The 23304-nt window shown below is 56.3% G+C and carries 22 protein-coding genes and 1 other RNA gene; 13 read left to right on the forward strand and 10 right to left on the reverse strand.

What is annotated here, in order from left to right:
• Positions 1–1293, forward strand: coding sequence for a lipid IV(A) 3-deoxy-D-manno-octulosonic acid transferase (gene waaA / locus K7H09_RS08125; RefSeq protein ID WP_141440200.1), 1293 nt, complete (start codon positions 1–3; stop codon positions 1291–1293).
• Positions 1294–1419: 126 nt separating this feature from the next.
• Here waaA and rpiA read toward each other — a convergent pair whose 3' ends face one another.
• Positions 1420–2094, reverse strand: coding sequence for a ribose-5-phosphate isomerase RpiA (gene rpiA / locus K7H09_RS08130; RefSeq protein ID WP_133733108.1), 675 nt, complete (start codon positions 2092–2094; stop codon positions 1420–1422).
• 175 nt (positions 2095–2269) lie between these two features.
• Here rpiA and ilvA point away from each other — a divergent pair, with 175 nt between their 5' ends.
• Entirely contained in the window at positions 2270–3784 is a 1515-nt protein-coding gene (gene ilvA / locus K7H09_RS08135; RefSeq protein WP_190374194.1) for a threonine ammonia-lyase, biosynthetic, read from the forward strand.
• Between the two features lie 403 nt (positions 3785–4187).
• Here ilvA and K7H09_RS08140 read toward each other — a convergent pair whose 3' ends face one another.
• The 3 genes from K7H09_RS08140 to K7H09_RS08150 form a co-directional block, all read right to left on the reverse strand.
• Positions 4188–4844, reverse strand: a complete 657-nt coding sequence (locus K7H09_RS08140) for a 5-formyltetrahydrofolate cyclo-ligase (protein ID WP_009286373.1) — start codon at positions 4842–4844, stop codon at positions 4188–4190.
• Between the two features lie 47 nt (positions 4845–4891).
• Positions 4892–5074, reverse strand: a non-coding RNA gene (ssrS, locus tag K7H09_RS08145) — 6S RNA.
• A 92-nt stretch (positions 5075–5166) separates the two neighbouring features.
• Positions 5167–5466: a cell division protein ZapA gene (locus tag K7H09_RS08150; protein ID WP_022521011.1), complete on the reverse strand. Its 300-nt coding sequence runs from the start codon at positions 5464–5466 to the stop codon at positions 5167–5169.
• 181 nt (positions 5467–5647) lie between these two features.
• Here K7H09_RS08150 and K7H09_RS08155 point away from each other — a divergent pair, with 181 nt between their 5' ends.
• From K7H09_RS08155 to K7H09_RS08170, 4 genes are all read left to right on the forward strand, one after another.
• Positions 5648–6226, forward strand: coding sequence for a UPF0149 family protein (locus K7H09_RS08155; protein WP_039857873.1), 579 nt, complete (start codon positions 5648–5650; stop codon positions 6224–6226).
• Between the two features lie 40 nt (positions 6227–6266).
• Positions 6267–7607 (forward strand): Xaa-Pro aminopeptidase, encoded by a 1341-nt coding sequence (gene pepP, locus K7H09_RS08160; protein WP_167522528.1) that lies wholly within the window; start codon positions 6267–6269, stop codon positions 7605–7607.
• Between the two features lie 94 nt (positions 7608–7701).
• On the forward strand, positions 7702–8931 hold the full coding sequence (gene ubiH, locus K7H09_RS08165; protein ID WP_027958476.1) for a 2-octaprenyl-6-methoxyphenyl hydroxylase: 1230 nt from the start codon (positions 7702–7704) through the stop codon (positions 8929–8931).
• Positions 8932–8972: 41 nt separating this feature from the next.
• Complete coding sequence (locus tag K7H09_RS08170) at positions 8973–10253, forward strand: UbiH/UbiF/VisC/COQ6 family ubiquinone biosynthesis hydroxylase (protein WP_141440198.1); 1281 nt, start codon at positions 8973–8975, stop codon at positions 10251–10253.
• Between the two features lie 28 nt (positions 10254–10281).
• Here the strand turns inward: K7H09_RS08170 and K7H09_RS08175 are convergent, their stop codons facing one another.
• The 3 genes from K7H09_RS08175 to gpmI form a co-directional block, all read right to left on the reverse strand.
• Positions 10282–11598, reverse strand: coding sequence for a S41 family peptidase (locus tag K7H09_RS08175; protein ID WP_009286378.1), 1317 nt, complete (start codon positions 11596–11598; stop codon positions 10282–10284).
• A gap of 106 nt (positions 11599–11704) precedes the next feature.
• Positions 11705–12823, reverse strand: a complete 1119-nt coding sequence (locus K7H09_RS08180; RefSeq protein WP_230804361.1) for a murein hydrolase activator EnvC family protein — start codon at positions 12821–12823, stop codon at positions 11705–11707.
• A gap of 23 nt (positions 12824–12846) precedes the next feature.
• Positions 12847–14424 (reverse strand): 2,3-bisphosphoglycerate-independent phosphoglycerate mutase, encoded by a 1578-nt coding sequence (gpmI, locus tag K7H09_RS08185; protein ID WP_230804363.1) that lies wholly within the window; start codon positions 14422–14424, stop codon positions 12847–12849.
• A gap of 366 nt (positions 14425–14790) precedes the next feature.
• On the opposite strand from gpmI, the gene K7H09_RS08190 reads away from it, so the two are divergent.
• From K7H09_RS08190 to K7H09_RS08200, 3 genes are read left to right on the forward strand one after another with little or no spacing between them, the layout of a single operon-like run.
• Complete coding sequence (locus K7H09_RS08190) at positions 14791–15213, forward strand: rhodanese-like domain-containing protein (protein ID WP_027958472.1); 423 nt, start codon at positions 14791–14793, stop codon at positions 15211–15213.
• A 41-nt stretch (positions 15214–15254) separates the two neighbouring features.
• Entirely contained in the window at positions 15255–15755 is a 501-nt protein-coding gene (gene secB, locus K7H09_RS08195; RefSeq protein WP_027958471.1) for a protein-export chaperone SecB, read from the forward strand.
• A gap of 15 nt (positions 15756–15770) precedes the next feature.
• Positions 15771–16535: a 16S rRNA (uracil(1498)-N(3))-methyltransferase gene (locus K7H09_RS08200; protein ID WP_422822626.1), complete on the forward strand. Its 765-nt coding sequence runs from the start codon at positions 15771–15773 to the stop codon at positions 16533–16535.
• A gap of 25 nt (positions 16536–16560) precedes the next feature.
• Here the strand turns inward: K7H09_RS08200 and K7H09_RS08205 are convergent, their stop codons facing one another.
• Entirely contained in the window at positions 16561–17109 is a 549-nt protein-coding gene (locus tag K7H09_RS08205) for a hypothetical protein (RefSeq protein WP_141440194.1), read from the reverse strand.
• On the reverse strand, positions 17102–18730 hold the full coding sequence (locus K7H09_RS08210) for a sodium:solute symporter (RefSeq protein WP_141440193.1): 1629 nt from the start codon (positions 18728–18730) through the stop codon (positions 17102–17104). Before K7H09_RS08210 ends, K7H09_RS08205 begins: the two co-directional genes overlap by 8 nt.
• A gap of 172 nt (positions 18731–18902) precedes the next feature.
• On the opposite strand from K7H09_RS08210, the gene K7H09_RS08215 reads away from it, so the two are divergent.
• The 4 genes from K7H09_RS08215 (at position 18903) to ruvX (ending at position 21714) form a co-directional block, all read left to right on the forward strand.
• Positions 18903–19595 (forward strand): CvfB family protein, encoded by a 693-nt coding sequence (locus tag K7H09_RS08215; protein ID WP_141440192.1) that lies wholly within the window; start codon positions 18903–18905, stop codon positions 19593–19595.
• A 77-nt stretch (positions 19596–19672) separates the two neighbouring features.
• On the forward strand, positions 19673–20629 hold the full coding sequence (gshB, locus tag K7H09_RS08220; RefSeq protein WP_141440191.1) for a glutathione synthase: 957 nt from the start codon (positions 19673–19675) through the stop codon (positions 20627–20629).
• Between the two features lie 72 nt (positions 20630–20701).
• Positions 20702–21259, forward strand: a complete 558-nt coding sequence (locus K7H09_RS08225; RefSeq protein ID WP_027958466.1) for a YqgE/AlgH family protein — start codon at positions 20702–20704, stop codon at positions 21257–21259.
• Positions 21259–21714 (forward strand): Holliday junction resolvase RuvX, encoded by a 456-nt coding sequence (gene ruvX / locus K7H09_RS08230; RefSeq protein ID WP_022520995.1) that lies wholly within the window; start codon positions 21259–21261, stop codon positions 21712–21714. Before K7H09_RS08225 ends, ruvX begins: the two co-directional genes overlap by 1 nt.
• A 38-nt stretch (positions 21715–21752) precedes the next feature.
• On the opposite strand, the gene K7H09_RS08235 is transcribed toward ruvX, so the two are convergent.
• The gene (locus tag K7H09_RS08235; RefSeq protein ID WP_027958465.1) at positions 21753–22778 is read right to left on the reverse strand and encodes an aspartate carbamoyltransferase; all 1026 of its coding nucleotides are present in this window, start codon (positions 22776–22778) and stop codon (positions 21753–21755) included.
• Positions 22779–23304 lie beyond the last annotated feature (526 nt).

Raw genomic sequence — 23304 nt, forward strand, 5'->3', positions numbered from 1 at the left:
ATGTCTTCACCTGCCTGGCCTCGGCTTGCCTACTCAGCGGCACTGTATGCGCTCTCACCGCTGATTGGCTGGCGCATATGGCGTGAGCAAGTACCCACTTACTCACGCCTTCAGCGGCTGGGTTTACGCCTCGAACCGCTGCCTTCCGCGCCACGTATTTGGCTGCACTGTGCCTCGGTGGGAGAAGTACGCGCCGCTCGACCGTTGATTGAGGGGCTACTAGCGCGTTATTCAACGCATAGCCTGCTGCTCACTACCATGACTGCGACAGGTGCTCAGCAGTCTCAAGCGCTTATTAGCGAGCAAACCCCAAGCGATCAAGCAAGGCTTACCCATCGCTTCCTACCGTTGGATTTTCCCGGTGCTGCCAGACGCTTTGTACGCAGCGTTCAGCCCGAACTTGCGATCCTGTTTGAAACCGAGCTGTGGCCCAACCTGATCCACGCCTGTCGCCAGCAGGGTGTGCCGGTGGCAGTGGTGAATGGTCGCCTATCGCCCCGCGCCTTTAAGCGCTACCAACGCCTGCGCCCGCTAATGGCCAGCACGCTCGCCAATATTAGCTGGCTAGCCGCAAAATCACCGGCAGATGCCGAACGCTTTAATGCCCTTGGCTGCGGCACGGATATTACACGCATCGTTGGTTCGCTGAAATTTGAAATAGCTTGCCAAGATAAGGTGTCTGAAGAGAGTGAGCGCTTACTTCAAGAGTGGGGAGAGCGTCCGGTTTGGGTAGCGGGCTCCACCCGAGACGGCGAAGAAGCACTTGTGCTTCAAGCCCATCGTCAGCTACTTAGGCGCTATCCGAACGCGTTGCTGGTGCTGGTGCCTCGTCACCCCCAGCGCTTTGATGAGGTGGCTAAACTTTGCCAAACAGAAAGCTGGACACTAAGCCGCCGCAGCCTACAGCAGCCTGCCACAAAGCAAACTCAGGTTTACCTGGGGGATACGCTCGGTGAACTGGCCGCTCTTTATGCAGCAGGTCGTGTGGCCTTTGTGGGGGGCAGCCTAGTGCCGTTGGGCGGGCACAATGTGCTTGAACCCGCGGCGCTCGGCAGGCCGGTGCTTAGCGGCTCCTCAATTGAAAACTTCGCTGATGTGGCTGAGCCGCTTCTAGCGGCAGGTGCGCTAACCTTAGTCGATAGCCCGGAGGCCCTGGCAGACACTGTGGCAGGCTATTTTGCCAACCCCGAGCGCGCCCAACAGGCTGGACGCGCCGGCCGCGCGGTGATTGAGGCACAAAAAGGTGCGCTGGCTCGCACCCTGACAGGATTGGAAGCCCTGCTGCCCCGGTAACCAGTGCAGGTATTTATATGCCGTTATCTTGTTATCCGCTTAAATGGTCGCGAGCTAAAGCTACCTCCCACCCGTGCAGAAATCACTCTGGCAGAGATAATTCCTCAACGAGTGACAATAGTCTTTTTATGAACGCGCGATGCGCTCTACGCCATCTTCCTTGCCCAGCAGCAGAACATCGGCGCCGCGGGCGGCAAACAGGCCATTGGTCACCACTCCGACGATAGCGTTGATACGCGCCTCCATGGCTACCGGGTCTTCGATCAAAAATTCAAAGCAGTCGATGATTTGGTTGCCATTGTCGGTGACTACCCCCTGGCGATAAACCGGCTCGGCACCAAGCGCTACCAGCTCGCGGGCGACATAAGAGCGAGCCATGGGGATGACTTCAACCGGTAGCGGAAAATGACCTAACTGAGGCACGTACTTTGAGCCATCGGCAATGCAGATAAAGCGTTCGGCACAGGCAGCCACGATTTTCTCGCGGGTAAGCGCAGCACCGCCGCCTTTAATCATATGTAAGTTAGCATTTACTTCGTCCGCACCGTCGATGTAAAAAGGAACTGTGCCAACGCTATTGAGCTCAAAAACTTCAATGCCCAGTTTCTCAAGGCGCTCGGCACTTGCCTTAGAGCTCGCCACCGCGCCTTTAAAATGATGGCGCAGGGGCCCCAGGCGATCAATAAACAGGTTAGCCGTGGAGCCGGTGCCAATGCCTAAGATGGTATCCTTTTCCAACTGAGATTTAATTTCTGCAATGGCGGCGTCCGCCACGGCGGCCTTTAATTCATCCTGGTTCATAGCTTGGTTCATAAATAGCCTTGTGAGTCAGAGGAGAGTTAGAGAAAAGAGGTAGTGGCGTTAGTATAACGGCCTAAACGTTGCCTGCCGATGGAAACGCGGCTAGACGCCGCTATACGTAATCTGCTACCAATAAAAGCTTTGTCCGTTCACGTTCTTCCCTTGGGATACCCGCATGCTCGAAGCAACCGTCAAAAAGATCCTCCAAGCCCGCGTTTATGAAGCCGCTTGTGAGACCCCGATTTCCCCTGCACCCTTTTTGTCGCGTCGTTTCAACAACCAGATTTTGATTAAGCGCGAAGATCTACAGCCGGTGTTTTCGTTCAAAATCCGTGGCGCTTATAACAAAATGGCGCAGCTCACCCAGGATCAAAAAGATAAAGGCGTGATTGCCGCTTCCGCCGGTAACCATGCTCAAGGGCTGGCCATGGCCGCGAAGCTGATGGGTGTCAAAGCCGTCATTGTGATGCCGCGTATTACCCCCGATATCAAAGTGCAGGCGGTGCGCGCCCGGGGCGCCAAGGTCATCCTCAAAGGGGATGCCTTCGCTGCTGCAGCCGAGCATGCTCAAGAGCTGATCAAAGAGCACGGTTACACCTATATTCCGCCGTTTGACGATATTGATGTGGTGGCCGGTCAAGGCACCATCGGCGTGGAAATTCTGCGCCAACACGCTGGGCGCTTAGACGCCATCTTTGTGCCGGTTGGCGGCGGTGGTTTGATCGCCGGTGTCGCGGCCTATGTGAAGTACCTCCGCCCGGATATCAAAGTAATCGGTGTCGAAGCCGAAGACAGCGCCTGCCTCAAAGCCGCCTTAGAGGCGGGTGAGCGTGTGGTGCTCGAGCAAGTGGGTGTATTTGCCGAAGGCGTCGCGGTCGCACAAATTGGCGAGGTGCCGTTTTCGTTGATCAAAGATCTGATTGACGGCGTTATCACCGTCAATACCGATGAAATGTGTGCAGCGGTGAAAGATATTTTTGAAGATACCCGTGCCGTGGCGGAAACCTCTGGCGCGCTCTCGCTGGCAGGGCTAAAAAAATACGTGCAGCAGACCGGTGTCGAAGGCGAGACGCTGCTGTGCATTAACTCAGGCGCCAATACCAATTTTGATCGCCTACAGCACATTGCCGAGCGCACGGAGCTAGGCGAGCAGCGTGAAGCGATCCTGGCGGTGACCATTGCCGAGAAACCCGGCAGCTTTAAGAAGTTTTGCCGCACGCTAGGCAAGCGCATGGTAACCGAGTTTAGCTATCGCTACGCTGACAGCAGTGAAGCGCATATCTATGTGGGCGTGCAGGTTAAGCCCGGTGGTGAAGATCGACAGGCAGTGATCGACAAGCTGCGTGAGAGTGGCTATCAAGTAGAAGACTTGACCGACAATGAGCTGGCGAAACTGCATATTCGTCACCTAAGTGGTGGCCGCCCCAGCGAACGTTTCGAAGAAGAGGTATACCGTTTTGAGTTCCCCGAGCGCCCCGGTGCGCTGATGAACTTTTTGACGCAGTTACCACACGACTGGAACATCTCGCTATTTCATTATCGCAACCATGGCGCTGCCTACGGCCGAGTGTTGGTGGGAATGCAAGTCCCAAACGGTGACCGTACTCATGTGGCAGAGTACTTAGACGCCATCGGCTACCGTTACTGGCGTGAAAGCGATAATCCGGCCTACCGATTATTTATGGCTTAGCGCTGCCCTGCGGTAAGCATAAGACGTGCGTAAATAGTTGTGTGTAAGTGGTTGCTTACCTTTAACGTCAGAGCTGCTAGTAACATAACGTAACTTAATCCTCAGAAATGAGGCTAAAAAAGGTCGCTAAACTAGTTGTCAACGATGGCCTAATAGCCCTATAGTCGTGAACGAAATTAAGCAAATCTGCCACCCTTTTGAAACCGTAAAGTGTGGTGGATTTAGCACATTCGGCAACGGTAAAGGTGTTGGAGAAGCGGCATGCGGCGGAAGAAGCCTGATATGGTAATGGCGTTGATGGTGGTATTTGCATTAGGAGTGCTGGCTACCGGCTATGCGCAGGCGTTGTCGGGAAGCTAATTCCCCGCAAGGTGACAGATAGCAGACGAGAGGGGCTGATCCTTTATGGGGTCAGCCCTTTTTTATGGCCAGTTTTTAAGGACAGCGATTGCCGGCGAACGTAGCCTTGGTCACTGACCACCACCTGTAAAGGCACATCCCATGGCTCCACAGGCAGAGAAGCCACCTGTTGGCAGGCATGGGCGACGCCAATCAAAGTAGGCGATGGGCCGGGGCGGTGCATGAACGCTAAGCTGCGGTCGTAAAATCCACCCCCCATGCCCATGCGGTTTGCATTAGCATCAAATCCGACTAGCGGCACAATCAGCGTATCTAGCGCCCAAGTGGGCAGCCGATTACGCCGCTGGGCACTGAATCTCACGTCAGGCTCCCAAATACCAAAACGGTTTTTTATCATTGGGGTGTCAGGACGGTAGGCAACAAACCACAGGCGGTTAGCGCTAAACGGACGTAAAACCGGGAGATAAATATTGACGTTACGCTGACGTAGCCAGGGAATAAGCGGGGTAGGATCGATTTCGCCGTTGACAGGCAGATAAAGACTTAAGCGCCGTGCGCGGCGTATTTCAGGCAGGGTTTTCAATCGTTGGCACAAGCGCTGTGCCGCAAGGCGTTGCTCATGCTCAGAAAGGGCTCGGCGTTGGTGACGTAAAGAGCGGCGGAGCGCGCGCTTATCGTCGTCCAGATAGAGGCTTTCCATGCAGATATTCTTTTATCCTCTATATTTTCGCATAGCCTAGACTTTGGGTGTTCTCCAGAGTGCCGCTGTCATTCTGGCCCTGAACCTACTGGTTCAGGTGGGTGGCCGCAGCCAGACCGTCAGGCTTTCCGACGCACGGACATGCACACGGGCCTGGCTAGCATTTGGCCCCCTGGGTATTACGCATAGGCTCGAGGGACTATAACGACTGGCGTACACCCCAGAGAACCCCGCCATCCTAACAGAGCGACGGCTAATGCCAAAGGTCTGGGTTAAACGTTCGCCGAGTCTTTAGATCGTTGACAGCGCTTTCAGGTAAAGCCTAAGACTGGCGCGTTTTGGATAATGCCCGCTCAAGACGCTCATTTAAACGGTTCAGGCTCTCTTCACCGGCACGGTGCTCATCCATGGCTTCAAGAAGTTCGTGGGTGATATTGAGGGCCGCCATGATCGCCACACGCTCACTCCCCAGCACGCTGCTTTGGGCATTGATACCCTGCATGGCGCGGTCTAAGTAGCGCGCGGCGCGATCAAGTTTGGCTTCTTCGCCCGTGTCGCAGGCAATGATATAGCCGCGCCCTAATAGGGTTATTTCTTTGGTTGGCCGCTTGGCGTTGCTCATCAAAGACTCCAGCACGGGCCAGCAAGGGGCCCAATGCGTTAACATCACAGCATAGGAAGATAGGTGTCACTCACTATAAGAGAGGCACTTGTGCGCGGTCAACGCGCGGGCGAGTGCATCTCGTACCATTGCCGCCACCCTATCCCCCACACGCCCAGTAAATACGAGGTTATTAAATACTATGTCATTGATTGATGAGCGTCAGGACTTCTCCGATGTCGCAGATGTCTTTCTTCTCCATGGCAGCATGCAGTCGCCGGCTTTTTTGGATGGCCGCTTATGTGCGCTGCTGGCGTTACGCGATGTGAATGCAGAGGCTTGGTTGGACGAAGTCTGCCAGAGCCTTGGTGTTGAGCAGCCCCGCGATCAGGCAAGTGCCGAGCGGCTATTAGGCTGGCGGCGGCAAACCGTAGAGGCGCTTAGCGCCAGCGACCTGGACTATACCCCACTGCTACCCGACGAGCTGTTCTCCCTGGGCGAGCAGGCGCAGGGTCTTAAAGAGTGGACGCTGGGCTTTATTGAGGTGATCGATGAAGTGGCCGACAACGAGCTGCGCGAGCGTTGGTCTCAGGCGCTCCGTGAGGCGATTGATGACTTGCAGGCGCTGGGTCGGATAGATACCGATATCGACGACAGCCCCGAAAACGAAAACGATCTGTTTGCGCTTACCGAGCATGCCCGCATGGCCGCTATGCTGCTGTATACCGAGCAGCACCCCGGTATGCCGCAAGTCGAGCAAACTGACGCACCCGTTCACTAATCCCGTTGCCTAGATAGGAGCCGCTATGCTGTCCGACCCTGTGTTGCCTACGTTGTTACCTCGCCCCCCTGCGATCAGTATGGGCGAGTACCGCCACCGCCGTGACGCCTTAATGGCCCAGCTGCCGGATAACGCAGCGGTGGTGCTCCCCGGTGCCGGACTGATGACCCGTTCACGGGATAGTGAATTTGCCTTCCGTCAGAACAGCGATTTTTACTACCTGACGGGCATACACGAACCAGATGCACTGCTGTTGCTGCTACCAGGACGCGCTGAAGGTGAAAGCGTGGTGTTCTGTCAGGATCGCGACCCCACCATGGAAGCCTGGACAGGGCGCCGTTTGGGTGCCGAAGGCGTGGTCGCTGATTACGGCATCGATCAGGCGTTTGAAAACGCAGTACGTGATGAGCGGCTACCTGAACTGTTGGCAGGTCGTGAGCTACTTTATCTGCCCCTAGACAATGCTGAAGCTGTCAGCATGGCTGAAGATGCTTTACATGAAGCCCTGGTCGGGCTTAGACGCGGTCGGCCGCCGCTAAAAGGTTGGCTGGATATCAGCCCGTTGGTTCACGCCATGCGGCTGATCAAAAGCAATGCTGAAATTGCCCTGCTCAGACATGCGGCACTGATATCTGCCCATGCTCACCGGCGCGCCATGCAGGTGGCGCGCCCAGGGCTGAGCGAATTTCAGCTCCAGGCAGAGTTAGAGCATGAGTTTGTCTGGCATGGGGCCAGTGGCCCTGCCTACAGTACGATTGTGGGGAGCGGTGCCAACGCCTGCGTACTGCACTATATTGAAAACAGCGCACCGCTGTGTGAAGACGGCTTGGTGCTGATCGATGCAGGTGCCGAGTTTGAGTTATATGCTGGTGATATCACCCGCACATTCCCGGTGTCCGGGCAGTTCAATGATGCCCAGCGGGCGCTCTACCAAGTGGTACTCAACGCCCAGCAGCGCGCTGTGAGTGCCGTCCAGCCGGGTGCCACCCTTGCTGATATCCACCAGGGCGTGGTGCATGACTTAACTGCCGGGCTGATTGAGCTTGGCCTGCTGGAAGGCGACGTTCAGGCGCGCATCGATGATGAGAGTTATCGACGTTTTTACCTGCACTCAACGTCACACTGGTTGGGGCTGGATGTGCACGATGTCGGCACTTACCGGTTGGATGAGCAAACACCTCGGCCACTGGTTGCAGGTATGGTGCTCACCGTGGAGCCTGGCCTGTATATTCCTAGTGAAGACGATATTTCTGATGCCTATCAGGGTATTGGTATTCGTATTGAGGACAATGTGGTCGTCACTAACGAAGGCCATGAAGTACTGACCGCCGACGTGCCTAAACAGGTCGTTGAAATCGAAGCATTGATGGCTAAAAAGTAACCAGTCATCAATGTCTATAAAAGTCTTTATGTAAATTACGTTACGAAATTATTATTACCTCTTTATGAGTCGGCGTCGTGGCCGGGAGAAGCCAATGCAGCAGTCTAATCAGGCGGTTAAGGGAGCGCTGACGCATGACATTGTGATTGTGGGCGGGGGGCTGGTAGGCGCCAGCTTAGGCTGCGCCCTGGCGCCGCTGATTGAACGCTATGGCTGGCGTGTGGCGATCATTGAGTCGGCGCCTATGGCTGTTCAGCCACAGGAAACGACCTGGCAGCCCAGTTTTGATGCCCGGGCCAGTGCGATTGCAGAAGGTTCAGCCCAGCGCTTCCAACAGTTGGGTGTGTGGGAAGCGATGCGTGATGAGGCCACGCCTATCAAACGTATTCATATCAGTGAGCGAGGCCGCTTAGGAGCGACACGGCTGAGCGCTGACGAGCTGGGCGTCGCCGCGCTGGGGCATGTAATCCCCAATGCGTGGATGGGCCGTGTGCTGCACCAACGGCTTGCCCAACTGCCGCTGGAGTGGCACTGCCCGGCGAAGGTTGAGCTACTTACCCCCGTAGCTAATGGGCATGAGCTGCATCTCTCAGACGGTAGCCAGTTGAAGGCAGGACTGACGGTATTGGCAGATGGGGGACGCTCCGGTCTTAAAGAGCAGTTAGGCATTGGCAGCCGCCATGAATCTTACCAGCAGACGGCGCTGATCGCTCACGTGGGGGTAAGCCAGCCCCACATGGGCGTCGCTTATGAGCGCTTTACCTCCCAAGGGCCAATGGCGCTGTTGCCGCTCCCCGGCCAGGCCATGGAGCTAATCTGGACGCACCCCAGTGGTAGCGAACAAGCGCGTATGGCGCTTCCCGAGCGTGAATTCCTGCTGCAACTTCAGCGTGCCTTTGGCGACCGAGTGGGTCGCTTTACCCGGGTCGGCACCCGGCACGCTTATCCGCTTTCACTGGTCACCGCTGAAGAACCGGTGCGTCCAGGGCTGGCGGTATTGGGTAACGCTGCCCACGCTTTGCACCCGGTCGCGGGGCAGGGGTTCAACTTGGCCCTGCGTGGGGTAATGGATCTGGTCGAAGCGCTGGAGCAGGGTGAGCAGGCCAAGCGGCCGTTGGGCGATATGAGTACGCTGCAAGCCTTTGAGAAGCAGCGCTCCCGAGACCGCGCCAATGTGATTCGCTTTAGCGACGGCCTGGTGCGGCTATTCGGGCTCTCCTTCCCGCTGTTGCCCAATGCCCGGGCCGCGGGGTTAATCGGCTTGAATCTGGTTGGGCCCCTGCGGCGAGGGCTGGCTCGACGCGCCATGGGCTTAGAACGTTAAGCTTATACATCCTAGGCCATGAATATGAACAAGGGAACGCTATGCATACGGACTCATCCATTGCGAAGCCGCCAGTGGAAAGCTTTGAAGCGATTATTGTTGGCGGTGGCATGGTCGGTACCGCACTCTGCGCGCTGTTAGCCCAGGCGGGCATGCAGGTAGCGCTTGTTGAGGCAAAGCCCGCGCCGTTAAGCCTTGAGAATGCCACTAGCCAGCTGCCAGCCCCGCGGGTTAGCGCGTTAACGCCGGTCTCTCAACGCTTGCTAACCCATGTGGGCGCTTGGCCCGCGATGCAGAAAACCCGGGTAACGCCCTACCAAGGCATGCAGGTATGGGATGCCGAAGGGAGTGGTGAAATCGCCTTCTCCGCCGACGAGGCGGGAGTAGCCGTACTGGGCCATATTGTTGAGAATGCGGTCACGCTGGCCGCGCTCAATCATCAGGTCGTTGAGCATCCCAATGTCACCCCATTTTTTGGCGCTCGCCTACAGGCGCTGCAGCGCCCAAGCTCATATCCTTCAAAGCAAGCCTCAAGTGGCGACTGGCTGATACTTGACGATGGGCGACAGCTACATGCGCCGTTAATCATCGCCGCAGATGGTGCCCACTCGGTGCTACGCGAAATGGCCGGTATTGAGGTGGCCAGCGACGATATGCAGCAGGAGGCTGTGGTAACCACCGTTAAGTGCGCCAAGCCCCATGGTGGGGCGGCTCGGCAAGCGTTTATTGATGGTCGCCCACTGGCGTTTCTGCCGTTAACCGTGGAAGGGAATGACCATTACTGCTCAATTGTATGGTCGACTACGCCGGAGCACGCCGCTGAACTGAGTGAACTGCCCCGCGAAGCGCTTGGGGTGGCACTGGGGAGAGCATTTGGTCATCGCCTAGGTGAGGTAACGGTCTGCGATAAGGCCCACCGTTTTCCGTTAGTGCAGCGCCATGCCCGTCACTATGTGCAACCGCATTTCGCATTGGTGGGGGACGCTGCCCACAGCATTCATCCGCTGGCGGGCCAGGGCGTCAATTTAGGCCTTATGGATGCGGCGGTCTTGGCAGAAGAGGTGGTGTATGCCTGGCAGCGCGGTGCGCCCTGGGGAGAGTTAAGCACCTTGAAGCGCTATGAACGCCGGCGGCGCTTTGATAACAGCGCCATGCTGGGGCTCATGAAGGGGTTTAAAGTACTGTTCGGCAGCCACGACCCGGCGTTGACGCTGGCGCGTAACCTGGGAATGAGTGGCATGAACCAGTTGGTGCCGCTAAAACGGGTATTGATGCGGCAGGCGACCGGGGAGCGCGGCCGCCTGCCGCTTAGCTGTCGTTAAACCGGGCTGTCGTTAAATCAGGTTGCCGTCAACGCCGTTGACGGTCGACTACGTTGAGTGCTTTAAGCAGATTAAGCGCCTCGCTGAGTTGGTAATCATTGAGTAGTCGCTCGGCCATCTCCTGGCGATCCCGTGGCGCCTGCTGAGCGCTTAGGTGGCCCTCGAGGTCGGCTTCACGAATCTCCCGGCGGCTCTCGGCGACTTCCAAGCGACCACGCACAACGTCTACATCGGGCTCAATGCCTTGGGCCTGAATGGAGCGACCGTTGGGAGTGTAGTAGAGCGCCGTGGTAAGTTTGAGTCCTTCGCCATTACCGAGTGGCATAATCTGCTGCACTGAACCTTTACCAAAACTATCGGTGCCCATAATCACACCACGCCGCTGATCCTGCAGCGCCCCGGCGACGATTTCCGCCGCTGACGCACTGCCACCATTGATCAACACGACCAGCGGCACATCGGCAGCGGGCGTGGTGGGTGAGGCAGAGAACGACATTTCGGTATCTGAGAGGCGCCCCTCGGTATACACGATCAAGCCCTCATCCAGGAACAGGTCGGCAATGCCGACGGCGGCCTGTAGCACCCCACCGGGGTTATTACGTAAATCGAGTATCAACCCTTCTAAAGGCTGTTCGCGAGCCATAAGCTCAAGCGCATCGCGCGCCTGTTCCGGTGTGCGCGACTGAAACTGACTAACGCGCAGGTAGCCATAACCGGGCTCGAGCAGCTCATGTTTAACGCTTTCGCTGCGAATAACCTCGCGGGTCAGAATAAATTCCCGCGGCGAATCTTCGCCTGAACGCAGCACGCTAATGCGTAGATCGGTGCCCGGCTCACCGCGCATCAGGGTGACGGCCTCTTGCAGCGACATGCTGTCGGTGGGGGTGCCATCAATGGCGACGATAATATCGCGAGAAAGTAGCCCCGCGCGGGAAGCGGGGGTGTCGTCGATAGGCGTAATCACCATGAGCTGACCATTCTCGGTGCCCACCTCGATACCGATGCCGCCAAATTCGCCCTGAGTCGACTCGCGCAGGCTCTGGTACTCCTCCTCATCCAAGTAGGCGGAGTGGGGATCTAGCTCGCTCAGCATGCCGCGCATAGCGTTGCGCAGCAGCGTACTGTCATCGACCTCCTCAACGTAGGCACGCTTAATGCGTTCAAACACCTCGGCGAAGGTCTGAATATCTTCCAGGGGTAGTTGGTCGTAGGATGGCTCATCCACTGCACCGCTACCGGCTGGCTGGGCGAGCAACGGTAGCGGGGCCGCCAGTAAAGCAATCGGGAGCAGGGTAGCCAAGAAGCGCTTGGCGGGGGCTGATACCCCGGTAACTGATAGCGTCATGCAGACTCCGCAGGGCGATAGGTGGCGCCATAGCGCGCACCCTGTCGTGGAAAGTGTTTAGTTGAAAATGAACATTGAGACATCAATAGTCATGCAGCTTATCCCGTCAGCGACGCGCAATCCAACGCTGTGGATTAATTGGTTCACCCCCGCGGCGAACTTCGAAGTAGAGCGCCGCGCGGGTTTGACCACCGCTATCACCTACGCGACCAATTTCATCACCGCGACTGACCTGCTGACCAGGCCTGACGCTAAACTGTTGCAGGTGAGCATGCAGCGTCATGATCTGGTCACCGTGGTCGATAATCAACAAGTTACCAAACCCCCGCATCCAGTCAGCGAATACCACCCGGCCAGTGTGTACGGCAGTGACCGGGGTGCCCGCGCTGGCCTGAATCACAATACCGTTATAGTGCACGCCGTCGCGATGGTGAAAACTGCTGCTGATTGAACCCTGTACCGGCCAAGGCAAATCACCTTGAGTGCTTACAATATGCGTAGTAGGCGTGGGTTCAGCAAGTTTTGCCATCTCCGCCTGGATATTACGGAGTACCCTTTCGGCCTCTTCGCGGCTCTGATTGAGGTCGGCCAGCCGCTCCTCTTCGCTTCCGTAGCGGTCATCCAGATTGGAAACAACGCCTCGCCGTTCGGTGGTGCGTTGGGCTAACAGCGCGCTTTGCTCTTCTAACTCGTCGGCCAGCGTATCGAGGCGGGCCTGCCGCTCGCTTAGTTCCTCCTGAGTATCGGCGAGCGCCGTATCGAGGCGGGCGATAGCATTTAAGCGGCGATTGCGTGCTTCGGTCAGCCGATTCATATACGCCTGCATACGATCAAGCTCGGCCGGGTCGCCCTGGTTAAGCAGCAGCTTGAGCTGCGGCGTTGGGCCAAGGCGGTAAAGTGCTGAGAGCTGCTGGCCCAAGGCTGCATATTGGTCGGCACGCTCGCTCTCCAGTCGGTCACGATGTTGACGGAGCTGGGTCGTTTCATCATTCAACTGGCGGCGCTCAGCTTGTAGCGTGTCTAAGCGCTGATGAGTCTCGGCAAGCTTGGTTTCGACTTCCTTGAGCTCGCGTTCGGCGCTATCGCGGGCCTCGCCAGTGGCGCTGAGGCGTTGGGCAACGGACTCGATCTCTTGGCCAATCGCATCCAACTGCCGGCGCGCCGCACTTTCATCCTGCTGGGCGAAGCCTGCTGGCGCATAACTTATCGCCAGCAGGAGGGTCATTGCCAAATAGCACCGATTAGACATTACTTATAATGGATCAGTGGTTTACCCGTCATCGCCTCGGGCTGTTTCTGATCCATCATGGTCAACAGCGTGGGGGCCAGGTCGCATAGTTTGCCCTCTTCAAGCGAGGCCGCACGTTCGCCGACGTAAATAAGCGGCACCACAAAGGTGGTGTGGGCGGTTTGCGGTGCGCCGGTTTCGGGATGAACCATCTGTTCGGCATTACCGTGGTCGGCGGTAATTAAGCAGGCGCCGCCTGCACGCTCGATGGCTTCAACGACACGACCCACGCAGGTATCGACGGTCTCAATGGCTTTTACCGCCGCATTGAAGTCGCCGGTGTGGCCGACCATATCACCGTTGGCGTAGTTACAAACGATCAGGTCGAAGCTGCCGCCGTCAATGGCACCGACAAGCTTATCGGTAATTTCAAAAGCGCTCATTTCAGGCTTTTCGTCGTAGGTGCGTACATCACGGGGTGAGGGCACCAGGATGCGCTTCTCGCCTTCGTACTCGGCTTCATTGCCGCCTGAAAAGAAGAACGTCACGTGGGGATACTTTTCGGTTTCGGCAATACGCAGCTGCTTCAAGCCACGCTTGGCGACGACCTCCCCCAGAGTGTCATTAAGATCAGATGGCGGGAAGGCGGCAGGCGCAGGAATGTCAGCGGCGTACTGGGTCATCATTACCAGCCCTTTACCGGCAAGCTTAGGGCATGCCCGCCGCTCGAAGCCGTTGAAATCCGGCTCGGCAAAGGCACGAGTTAACTCACGGGCGCGGTCGGAGCGGAAGTTAAGGAAAATTGCTGCATCGCCATCCTGCAAAGTAATTGCATTTTCTTTGGAACCATCTTTGAGCGGTATGCTGCTAGCCGATACGAATTCGTCGGTTTCGCCGCGCTGATAGGCGTCACGCAGTGCGGTTTCAGCACTGGTGGCGTAGTACTCTGCTTGGCCATCGGTAAGCAGACGGTAGGCTTGCTCGACGCGCTCCCAGCGGTTGTCGCGATCCATGGCGTAGAAACGGCCAATAATCGAGGCAACAAAGCCATTGTCAGCCCCTACCAGCTCGGCCAGGCGAGCATTGGCGCGCTCTATCGAGGCCAACGCACTTTGCGGTGGCATGTCACGACCATCGAGAAAGGCATGAATAAAAATACGCTGGGCCCCACGGCGTGCCGCAAGTTCGGCCATGGCGATAAAGTGGTCTTCATGGCTGTGGACGCCGCCGGGGGAGAGCAGGCCAATCAAGTGTACCGGCCGGCCATTGGCGACAGCTTCGTCAATCGGCTGGGTGAGGTTGTCGTTAACATCCAGGTCGCCGTCTTCAATCGCCTTGCTGATACGGGTAAAGTCCTGATAAACGATACGTCCGGCACCAATATTCATATGGCCGACTTCAGAGTTGCCCATCTGACCTTCGGGGAGCCCCACGTTAAGGCCATCGGTGTGAACGAAGGCGTGAGGGCGGCTTTCCCACAGCTTATCCATCGTCGGCGTATGGGCAGCGGCCACCGCATTATGGTCGCTCTCAGGGTTGTGGCCGTAGCCGTCGAGAATAATCAGCGCCACGGGGCGCGGGGTGCGAGAAGTATCCATAAAAAACCTCGTTAAGATTGGCAAGCCGAACGACTCGAAAATTCGGGGTCGCGACAGGCGCACGCTTGGGGCATCATAACGCAGGCAACTGCCAGGCGTCATGATTTAGGAGCCTGTCCGGCTTAACACTGATCTACTGCGAATCCCGGTATTTTGGCCAACTTTAGTCGATCGATTTCGTTAAATAGCGCACTATTCGCCTCAATCGATCGATAAATTTGGATCAGAATCCGTGCTTCTCGCGACGATCGGCCAAGCCGTACAACCTCCTGGCCTGCGCGGGAAGCTATCTGACGTGTATACTTGTCGCGTTTTGGCAGCGGTTAGGCCGCTTTTTTCTGCATAGACCAAGAGATTGTGTTCGCGATGATCGATCAGGTGTTCGAATTCGTACAGAACCACCCCCTGCTAGTTGGGGCATTTTTGCTGGTGCTGATAGCGTGGATTATTTATGAAACGCGTAGCGCCGCCACGAATGCACTGACTGCCTCGCAGGCCACTCAGCTTATCAACCGCGAAGACGCGGTGGTGCTGGATATCCGTGAAAATAAAGACTTCAAAGCCGGGCATATCGCGGGGGCGCGCAACATTCCGCAGAGCAACCTCGATAGCCGCATGAGCGAACTGGATAAAGTAAAAGCCCAGCCGGTCATCGTGGTTTGCAAGCACGGTCAGAGTTCTGGCGCCGCACAGGCCAAGCTCACCAAAGCAGGCTTTGAGCGTGCTTACAAGTTGAGAGGCGGTATGGCGCAGTGGCAAGGCGACGGCCTTCCGGTGGTTAAAAAGTAAGCAACGCTACCTTTATTTAATGAACAATCAGGAGTTTTCTCATGGCGGAAGATAACAACACCCCGCAGGCTGGTGCCGCGGCGGACGAAAAACCGCAGCTCAAATTCTCGCTGCAGCGTATTTATGTAAAAGATATTTCGTTTGAAGCGCCCAATTCACCTTCGGTGTTTAAGCAGGCGTTCAAACCCAAGGTGAACCTGGATCTTAATACCACCAGCACTAAAATTGCTGATGACCAGTATGAAGTGGTGGTCAAAGTTACTGCCCAGGTGAACGACAACGAAACCGGTACCACCTCTTTCCTGGCGGAAGTGGAGCAAGCGGGCCTTTTCCGTATTGCCGGTATTGAAGGTGCGCAGTTGGATCAAACCCTAGGCGCTTTCTGCCCTAACCTGCTGTTCCCCTACGCCCGCGAGTGCGTGGATAACCTGGTCAACCGTGGTGGTTTCCCGCCACTGATGCTGGCACCGGTTAACTTCGAAGCGATGTACGCCCAGCGTAAGCAGCGCGAAGCTAAGCAAGCCGCCGAAAACACTCACTAAGCGATGCCAAAAGCCATGTCAGAAACGCACGCCGCTGATTGGTACGCCCTGCATGGCAAAATGCCACGTCTCTATGTGCCTGCTGCTTTCGTAGCAGGCAGAGAACTTGCATTGCCTGACGGCCCGGCGCGTCATATCACCCGCGTGTTGCGCATGGGCGAAGGTGCACCGTTGGTGCTATTTGATGGCCAAGGTCTTGAGGCGGGGGTGCGCTTGGCGGACGTTAGCCGCAAGCAGACGCTCGTGCGGGTCGAAGCGGTATGGTCGGGCAGTGGTGAATCGCCGCTGTCTGTCCATTTAGGCCAGGCCATCTCTAAAGGCGACCGAATGGATTATGCCATTCAGAAGGCCGTCGAGTTGGGCGTTGCGGCAATTACTCCACTGTATACCGAGCGCGGTGATGTGCGCTTAAAGGGCGACCGTGAAGATAAAAAGCTCGCCCACTGGCAGGCAGTGGCGGCCAGTGCCTGCGAGCAGAGTGGCCGTGCGGTGGTGCCCCAAGTGCATTCACCGATGCCGTTATCAGCATGGCTTGAAGAGCGCCAGGAGCCGCTGCGCTTGATGCTGCATCTAGCGACCGGCAATGCGTTTGATCGCCAAGACCGACCGGCTTCGGTAGCGCTGCTTATCGGCCCTGAAGGCGGTTTAAGCGAGAGTGATATCGCCGCTGCCCAAACCGCTGACTTTACGCCGCTGACTCTTGGCCCACGGGTTTTGCGTACGGAGACGGCACCGGTGGTGGCGCTTTCGTTGCTGCAGCACTACTTTGGTGATTTGTAAGTACTTACTATCAATCGAAGCCTTGTCAAACTGCTTTGCCCCTTCGCTCGCTTGCCCCTGAGCTCTTTGTCTCTGATTCCGGCCCATTTCGATATGCCTGCTGAAGGCCCTTAAGCACGATGGGTTTAAGCATCGGCAGCGGTTCACCTGATAGCCCACTGATCACCAGCAAGCGGTGTTGTCGGCCTTGCGCATAGCCCAGATAGCAGGGCAGCCATATCGGCGTTGGGGCGCTATCCAGCACTTGAATTCGCCAGTGGCGTGGTGTCGCCATGCGCTCCCATAGCCACAGCTGGTCCAGTGCTTCTGGCGTTGGCGGTAAGCCGCTATCAATGTTAAGTGCTGAGCTGGGTTCTTCGGCCTGGGTGGGTAGTTCGGTGCCCACTAGTAGTAGTGCACGGCGCATTTCCTTAGCACACAGTAACCAAGCACCCGCTGCACCATTCGATAGGCCTAGCGGTGCCGCCCAGAGGCCAACCCAGGCAGGTTCGCAAGCCGTCGCGCCAAGGCGCTGTAAGCACCGTTTAGCAGCATCTTCTTCAATCCGCCGCGCAAGTGTTAAGCGTTCAGCCATTTGCCCACCCCTGCAGCAGCGCTAGCATGCCCAGTATGAGACAAAACCAAGCGAATAGGCCGATACAGCGACGGCGCGTCAACCTTGCCTCTTGACCAATCACCTGAGCGTTATCGGCTCTCGCGGCCAATACGGCCTGCATATCCGGCGCCGCTTCGGCCATCATCACATCGCTTAGCTGATCTTGGCTGGGAGCGGGCGCTGTTAGGCTGACGAGATAGCCAACGCTCATCGAAACCGCTACCCCCACCGTGTTGTTATACAGCCATGAGATATCGAGGAGCGCAGAGACGGCCCATACGGAGAGCATGCCGGCAATCAGTCCGGCCATCGCTCCCCGTGCGTTGGAGCGGTGGCTAAAAATAGCCAATAGGAAGGTACCCAGTAGCGCCCCGTAAAACCACGAGCCGATTTGGTTGACCGCCTCGATCACAGGGCCAAGATTACCGGCGAAGAAAGCAAACAGGGTGGCATAAAGCCCCCAAAATATGGTGGCCACTCGTGATGCTTTCAGATAGTGAGCATCGCTGGCATTAGGTTTGATGTAGCGACTATAAAAATCCCGCACGGTCACCGCTGAAAGTGAGTTGAGCGCCGAGTCGAGACTCGACATCGCCGCGGCAAATACCCCGGCAATGACAAGACCGGCCATGCCTGAGGGAAAGGCGCTGACGACATAGCGGGGTAGCAGCTCATTAAGATCTTCGGGTGGTGTTAGCCCATGCTGCTGGTAATAGGTGGCCAAGATGACGCCAATAAATAGAAACAGCAGCATCTGCGGAATCAGCAGGTAGCCGCCAATCAGCAGCGAGCGCTGAGCATCGAGCACTGATGGGCTTGAGAGCACTCGCTGGATTTGGCTCTGGTCGGTGCCGAAGTAGGCCACATGCAGGAAAAAGCCACCGAACAGTCCGGCCCATAGCGAGTAGGTCACGCTGGGGTCGAAGGATAAATCGATGGCGTTGAACATGCCGCTGGCCGCGCCGAAGTCGAAGACATCGCCCCAACCGCCAGGCAGGCTGGTCACTAAAAAGAAGATGCTTAACAGTGCACCAAGCCAGAGTACGAACATTTGCACCACATCGGTCCAAATTACCGCGCTGATACCGCCCATCACGGTATAGGTGATGGCCAGTACCGCCATAATGATAATGGTGAGGTTAACGCTCCAGCCGGTCACCACTGCAAGCACGAGCGCTGGCGCATAGAGCACCACGCCAGTGGCTAGGCCGCGGGCAATCAGAAACAGCAGGGCTGTGAGGGTTCGCGTCGCTGGGCCGAAACGGCGCTCCAGCAGTTCGTAAATACTGTAGATGCCCGCGCGGTGGAAAATAGGTACCAGCACCAAAATCAACACAATCATGGCCAAGGGCACATTGATAAACGTCACCAGGCGTTCAAGGCCTCCCTCGAAGCCCCAGCCCGGCGCCCCGATAAAGGTGATCGCGCTGGCTTGGGTCGCCATGACCGAAAGACCGATGGCCCAGCCGGGAATTTTGCGTCCGCCTAGAAAATAGTCCTCAGGGTTATGCTGATCTTTACCGAAGCGCGAACCAATCCCGGCGATTAAGCTGATGTAACCAATCAAAACTACCGTATCAAAAAGCGTGAACCCTTCCATGTTCGCCCCCCCTACGCCTAATTTTGTCTAGTGTTTTTGAGAGTAGCAGGTTGTGGAGTGTTTGCTTTTCAGGCGTCAGGCATGCTTTCAACCACTAAAAAATGCTATCTCGCTTTGCCCTGTGGGTGTCAGGCACCATAATGTTGGTCTATTTTCTTGAAGGACGTTACCCATGGTGCGTGAGTCACACTCATCCCCCCGATCCGCCAGCGATGCAGCCGCCCAGTTGGGAGAAGTGGCGTACCTAACGGTCACGGCCGTCAATAACATCGGGGCGTTTTTGCAATGGGGGCAGCCGAAGGATGTGTTGCTGCCGTTTAGTGAGCAGCAGTTCCGCCCTGATCCCGGCAAACGTGTACTGGTCATGCTGTATAGCGACGACCAGGGGCGGCCAGTGGCGTCGATGAAGCTGGATCGTTTTTTGACCGATGACGCCTGGGCCATGGAAAAGGGTGACGAAGTCGCCGTCATAGTGGCGGAGCGTACTGATCTGGGTATGAAGGTGGTGGTGAATCACCGCTACTGGGGGCTTATTTACCAGGACGACGTCACCCAGCCATTGCGCCGTGGTCAATCAGTCAAGGGCTACGTAAAGCAGCGTCGTGAAGATGGTCGCCTAAATATCTCGCTGCTACCGCCAGGTGCTGCTCGTTTGGATGTGGTGGGCGATAAGATACTGCAGGCATTGCGTGAAAGCGGCGGCTATTTGGCGCTGGGAGATAAAAGCCCTGCCCATGAAGTTAAAGCACGTTTAGGGGTGAGTAAAAGCGCCTATAAACAGGCCATTGGGCGGCTTTATAAGCAGCAGTTAATTACCCTGGAGCCTGACGCTATTCGCCTAGTGCCTGGTGCGCTCAGCGAGTAGTTAGCTGGGGCAGTTGGAGCCTAGCGGGCAGTGCGGCATACTGGGCCTCTATTGTTCATGTTTGGATAGTGCCCCCGATGAGCCAATCAAATCTGCATCTCGGCGTTGTGATGGATCCCATCAGTGACATCGCTTACAAGAAAGACACCACCATGGCCATGCTATGGGCTGCCCAGGAGCGCGGCTATACCCTGCACTATATGGAGCAGGAAGACCTTTTCTTGAATGCAGGACAAGCCTACGCGCGTATGCGGCCGTTAACGGTGCATCGTGATCCGAGCCACTGGTACGACCTGGGCGAGCCCTCTGCGCGTCCAATGGTTGAGCTGGATGTGGTGCTAATGCGTAAGGACCCGCCCGTCGACGCCGATTTTACTAACGCCGTGCACCTGCTGGGCTTTGCTGAGCGTGAGGGTGTACTGGTGGTTAATCCCACGGCAGCGCTGTTGCAGTGTAATGAAAAGCTGTTTGCGCAACAGTTCCCACAGTGCTGCGCGCCGACGCTTGTGGCTAGCCGCGATGATGTTCTGCGCGCCTTCCATGCGGAGCACGGCGATGTAATCTTCAAGCCTCTGGATGGCATGGGCGGTACCGGCATTTTTCATATTGGCCCGGAAGGCCGTAATATCGGCGCAGTCATTGAGCAGCTTACCTTGCGCGGCCAGCGGCAAATTATGGCTCAGCGCTACCTGCCGGAAATTAAGAATGGCGATACGCGTATCCTGTTGGTCGATGGAGAGCCCGTTCCCTTTGGGTTGGCGCGTATACCCTCGGCGGGCGAGACTCGTGGCAATCTAGCTGCCGGTGGGCGGGGTGTGAGTCGCGAACTCACCGATCGTGATCGCTGGCTAATTCAGCAGGTACAGCCCATGATTCGTGATAAGGGCTTAATGTTTGTCGGCCTCGATGTCATCGGTGACTATATTACTGAAATCAACGTCACCAGCCCCACTTGTGTGCGTGAAATTGATGATCAGCGGGGCACTAATATTGCCGGTTTACTGCTGGATGCTATCGAGCGCCGCTTAGCCTAGGCACGGCTTCACTCTTATAATGACACTTATTACGCTACGCCTGCTGGGATGCCAGCAGGCAGTGGGAGACGCATGCAAAGTTTGAAACATCACTTTCTAATGGCTATGCCGCATTTAGAAGACCCTAATTTTGCCGGTAGTCTGATCTATCTTTGCGATCACGATAACAACGGCTGCATGGGGGTGATTACTAACCGACCGTTAGAGATCACGCTTGAGGCGCTGTTTGATCAGCTGGAATTAGGCGGTGAAACAAGCCCACATCGTAATGCGCCGGTTTATTACGGCGGGCCGATGCATAAAGACCGTGGCTTCATTCTGCATGTCGGCGATAGCCAGCAGTGGGACTCGAGTATCCAGGTGGAGGACGGTATTGCGCTGACCACCTCGCTGGATATTCTTCAGGCCTTTGCCGCTGGCGAGGGGCCAGAGCACTTTTTAGTCTGCTTAGGCTGCGCGGGCTGGGAAGTCGGGCAATTGGAAGAGGAGTTGAAGGAGAACAGCTGGCTAACGGTAGAAGCCGAGAGCAACGTGCTCTTCAATACTCCGCCCGTTGAGCGCTTAACCGCGGCGGCTGGTTTACTCGGTATTGATCTTAACCTAATGACCCGAGACGCGGGGCACGCCTGATGGCCGAAGCGGGGCAGCGCTTAATCCTGGCCTTTGACTACGGCACTCGGCGTATTGGTGTGGCGGTGGGCAACGAGCTGCTGCGCAGTGCGCGCGAGCTCACTCCGCTGACGGCAAGGGATGGGATTCCCGATTGGAATGTCGTGTCACGGCTACTTAACGAGTGGCAGCCGGATCTGTTAGTGGTGGGATTACCGTTGAATATGGATGGTAGCGAGTCAGATATGAGCACTCGCGCTCGCAAGTTCGGTAATCGTTTGCATGGCCGTTTTGGTAAACCGTGTGAAATGGTCGATGAGCGTGGCACCACGCGAGAAGCTAAGCTAATCGCTCGCGAGGCGGGCCATAAAGGCAATTATCGTCAAGACAGTGTCGATGGCATTGCGGCTATTCTTATTCTTGAAGGCTGGTTCGCCCACCAGGAAGGCTTGCCTGGCGGGCGCCTTTCTCTATAAGTTCTACCTTGAAATTCCTACCCTTAAACTTTTGCGCTTTAACGATCCAGCGTGCCCGTTTGGGTGGGTACGTACCAGCGCACGGGGCGTAGCTCTTTTTCGATTAGCTCATCGACATTGAGCAGTGTCGCGAAAATCGCCATTCGCATGGGGATACCGTTATCGGTTTGGCGGAAAATCGCCAGACGCGGATCGCCGTTAAGGTCGACGTTTAAATCATTCGCGCCGGGGCGGCTATCCCTGGGTAGCGGGTGCATCACAATGGTGCTTTGGCTGCAGCGGTGATCGAGAAAATCGCGGTTAACCATAAAGTCGTCAGAGAGCCCCTGAAAGCTCTCATTCATCTCGTCGGTAAAGCGTTCCTTCTGTATCCGTGTGGTGTACACCACATCTAAATCGGCAAAATCACTAGCGAGAGAATCGCGCTGCTCAATGCGGTGGCCGCGAGAGGCTACTAAGTCAATCAGCTTGGAAGGCATCTCAAGGCCCGGCGGCGACACCAGGGTAATGCGCAGCGGGTCATAGAGGGATAAAAGCTTAATCAGTGAATGTACGGTACGGCCGTACTTCAAGTCGCCGGTGAGTAAAATATGCGCACCGGTCAGTGATTTACCTAGGCGCTGAAACTCTTTATCAATCGTATAAAGGTCAAGTAGTGCTTGGCTGGGGTGCTCCCCGGGGCCGTCGCCACCATTAATAACCGGTACATTCGTCGCCGCGGCAAACTCAGCCACCGAGCCCTGGTCGGGGTGGCGCATTACAATGGCGTCGCAGTAGCCACTCATTACACGGCTGGTGTCATATAGTGACTCTCCCTTCGCCATAGAGGAGAAAGTGAAGCCCGTGGTGTCACATACGCTGCCACCTAAACGACAAAAGGCAGCATTGAAGCTTACCCGCGTACGGGTGCTGGCTTCAAAAAACAGGTTGCCGAGTACCGCCCCTTCCAACACTCGTGTCACTTGGCGCCGCTGAGCAATTGGCTCCATGCGTGCAGCCACACGCAGTAAATGATCAACGCTTTCGCGGTTTAATGAGTCGACAGTTAGCAGGTGGTGGCTCATGGCGGACCTCAGTAAGGTGGTAGATAGCGCTAGTGTAACCGCCAATGAGGGTAGTGCCGAAGGGCTTTCATTCACGCATGGCGGACAATCTGTAATTTTTCTACAAAAACCGCTTGCCAACCCGTCAGCGAATCCGTAAAGTACGCATCCGCTGCCGGGGACGCCAAGCGTTACCAGCGGTGAATGAAGTGTAAAAGCTTCGGTTTGTCAAAGAGTTAGCGGTTTTGGATGTGGTCAGGTTTGCATCGAAAACAACGCCCTTGACAACCGCCAGGAAATGCGTAGAATACGCCTTCCTCGCTGAGGCAAGCCAGTTCAACGGCAAGCCGTGTGGCCCAGTTGGTTTATTAGCTAGCCACCACAGCGAAACAGCTCTTTAACAATTTGATCAGGTAATTCATGTGGGCGCTTGCTGATGTTGGTGACAAATCACCAAATATCAAGGCAAGCGGTCATGAGAACGACAGTTTTTAAACGAAAGTTTTTAAACAACAGTTGAATGAATTCGTTTGAACCTTGAGCCAAG

The sequence above is a fragment of the Halomonas sp. IOP_14 genome (assembly GCF_021021315.1).
Lineage (GTDB): Bacteria > Pseudomonadota > Gammaproteobacteria > Pseudomonadales > Halomonadaceae > Vreelandella > Vreelandella titanicae.

What these genes read in the sequence shown, in the direction of transcription:
- ubiH (WP_027958476.1), top strand. Translation starts at nt 7,702, where the DNA reads ATGCAGCAGTCTAATCAGGCGGTTAAGGGAGCGCTGACGCATGACATT.
- K7H09_RS08215 (WP_141440192.1), top strand. Translation starts at nt 18,903, where the DNA reads ATGGTGCGTGAGTCACACTCATCCCCCCGATCCGCCAGCGATGCAGCC.
- waaA (WP_141440200.1), top strand. Translation starts at nt 1, where the DNA reads ATGTCTTCACCTGCCTGGCCTCGGCTTGCCTACTCAGCGGCACTGTAT.
- K7H09_RS08225 (WP_027958466.1), top strand. Translation starts at nt 20,702, where the DNA reads ATGCAAAGTTTGAAACATCACTTTCTAATGGCTATGCCGCATTTAGAA.
- K7H09_RS08175 (WP_009286378.1), bottom strand. Translation starts at nt 11,598, where the DNA reads ATGACGCTATCAGTTACCGGGGTATCAGCCCCCGCCAAGCGCTTCTTG.
- K7H09_RS08155 (WP_039857873.1), top strand. Translation starts at nt 5,648, where the DNA reads ATGTCATTGATTGATGAGCGTCAGGACTTCTCCGATGTCGCAGATGTC.
- K7H09_RS08210 (WP_141440193.1), bottom strand. Translation starts at nt 18,730, where the DNA reads ATGGAAGGGTTCACGCTTTTTGATACGGTAGTTTTGATTGGTTACATC.
- K7H09_RS08200 (WP_422822626.1), top strand. Translation starts at nt 15,771, where the DNA reads ATGTCAGAAACGCACGCCGCTGATTGGTACGCCCTGCATGGCAAAATG.
- K7H09_RS08170 (WP_141440198.1), top strand. Translation starts at nt 8,973, where the DNA reads ATGCATACGGACTCATCCATTGCGAAGCCGCCAGTGGAAAGCTTTGAA.
- K7H09_RS08235 (WP_027958465.1), bottom strand. Translation starts at nt 22,778, where the DNA reads ATGAGCCACCACCTGCTAACTGTCGACTCATTAAACCGCGAAAGCGTT.
- K7H09_RS08180 (WP_230804361.1), bottom strand. Translation starts at nt 12,823, where the DNA reads ATGACCCTCCTGCTGGCGATAAGTTATGCGCCAGCAGGCTTCGCCCAG.
- rpiA (WP_133733108.1), bottom strand. Translation starts at nt 2,094, where the DNA reads ATGAACCAGGATGAATTAAAGGCCGCCGTGGCGGACGCCGCCATTGCA.
- ilvA (WP_190374194.1), top strand. Translation starts at nt 2,270, where the DNA reads ATGCTCGAAGCAACCGTCAAAAAGATCCTCCAAGCCCGCGTTTATGAA.
- K7H09_RS08150 (WP_022521011.1), bottom strand. Translation starts at nt 5,466, where the DNA reads ATGAGCAACGCCAAGCGGCCAACCAAAGAAATAACCCTATTAGGGCGC.
- K7H09_RS08205 (WP_141440194.1), bottom strand. Translation starts at nt 17,109, where the DNA reads ATGGCTGAACGCTTAACACTTGCGCGGCGGATTGAAGAAGATGCTGCT.
- K7H09_RS08140 (WP_009286373.1), bottom strand. Translation starts at nt 4,844, where the DNA reads ATGGAAAGCCTCTATCTGGACGACGATAAGCGCGCGCTCCGCCGCTCT.
- gshB (WP_141440191.1), top strand. Translation starts at nt 19,673, where the DNA reads ATGAGCCAATCAAATCTGCATCTCGGCGTTGTGATGGATCCCATCAGT.
- secB (WP_027958471.1), top strand. Translation starts at nt 15,255, where the DNA reads ATGGCGGAAGATAACAACACCCCGCAGGCTGGTGCCGCGGCGGACGAA.
- K7H09_RS08190 (WP_027958472.1), top strand. Translation starts at nt 14,791, where the DNA reads ATGATCGATCAGGTGTTCGAATTCGTACAGAACCACCCCCTGCTAGTT.
- gpmI (WP_230804363.1), bottom strand. Translation starts at nt 14,424, where the DNA reads ATGGATACTTCTCGCACCCCGCGCCCCGTGGCGCTGATTATTCTCGAC.
- ruvX (WP_022520995.1), top strand. Translation starts at nt 21,259, where the DNA reads ATGGCCGAAGCGGGGCAGCGCTTAATCCTGGCCTTTGACTACGGCACT.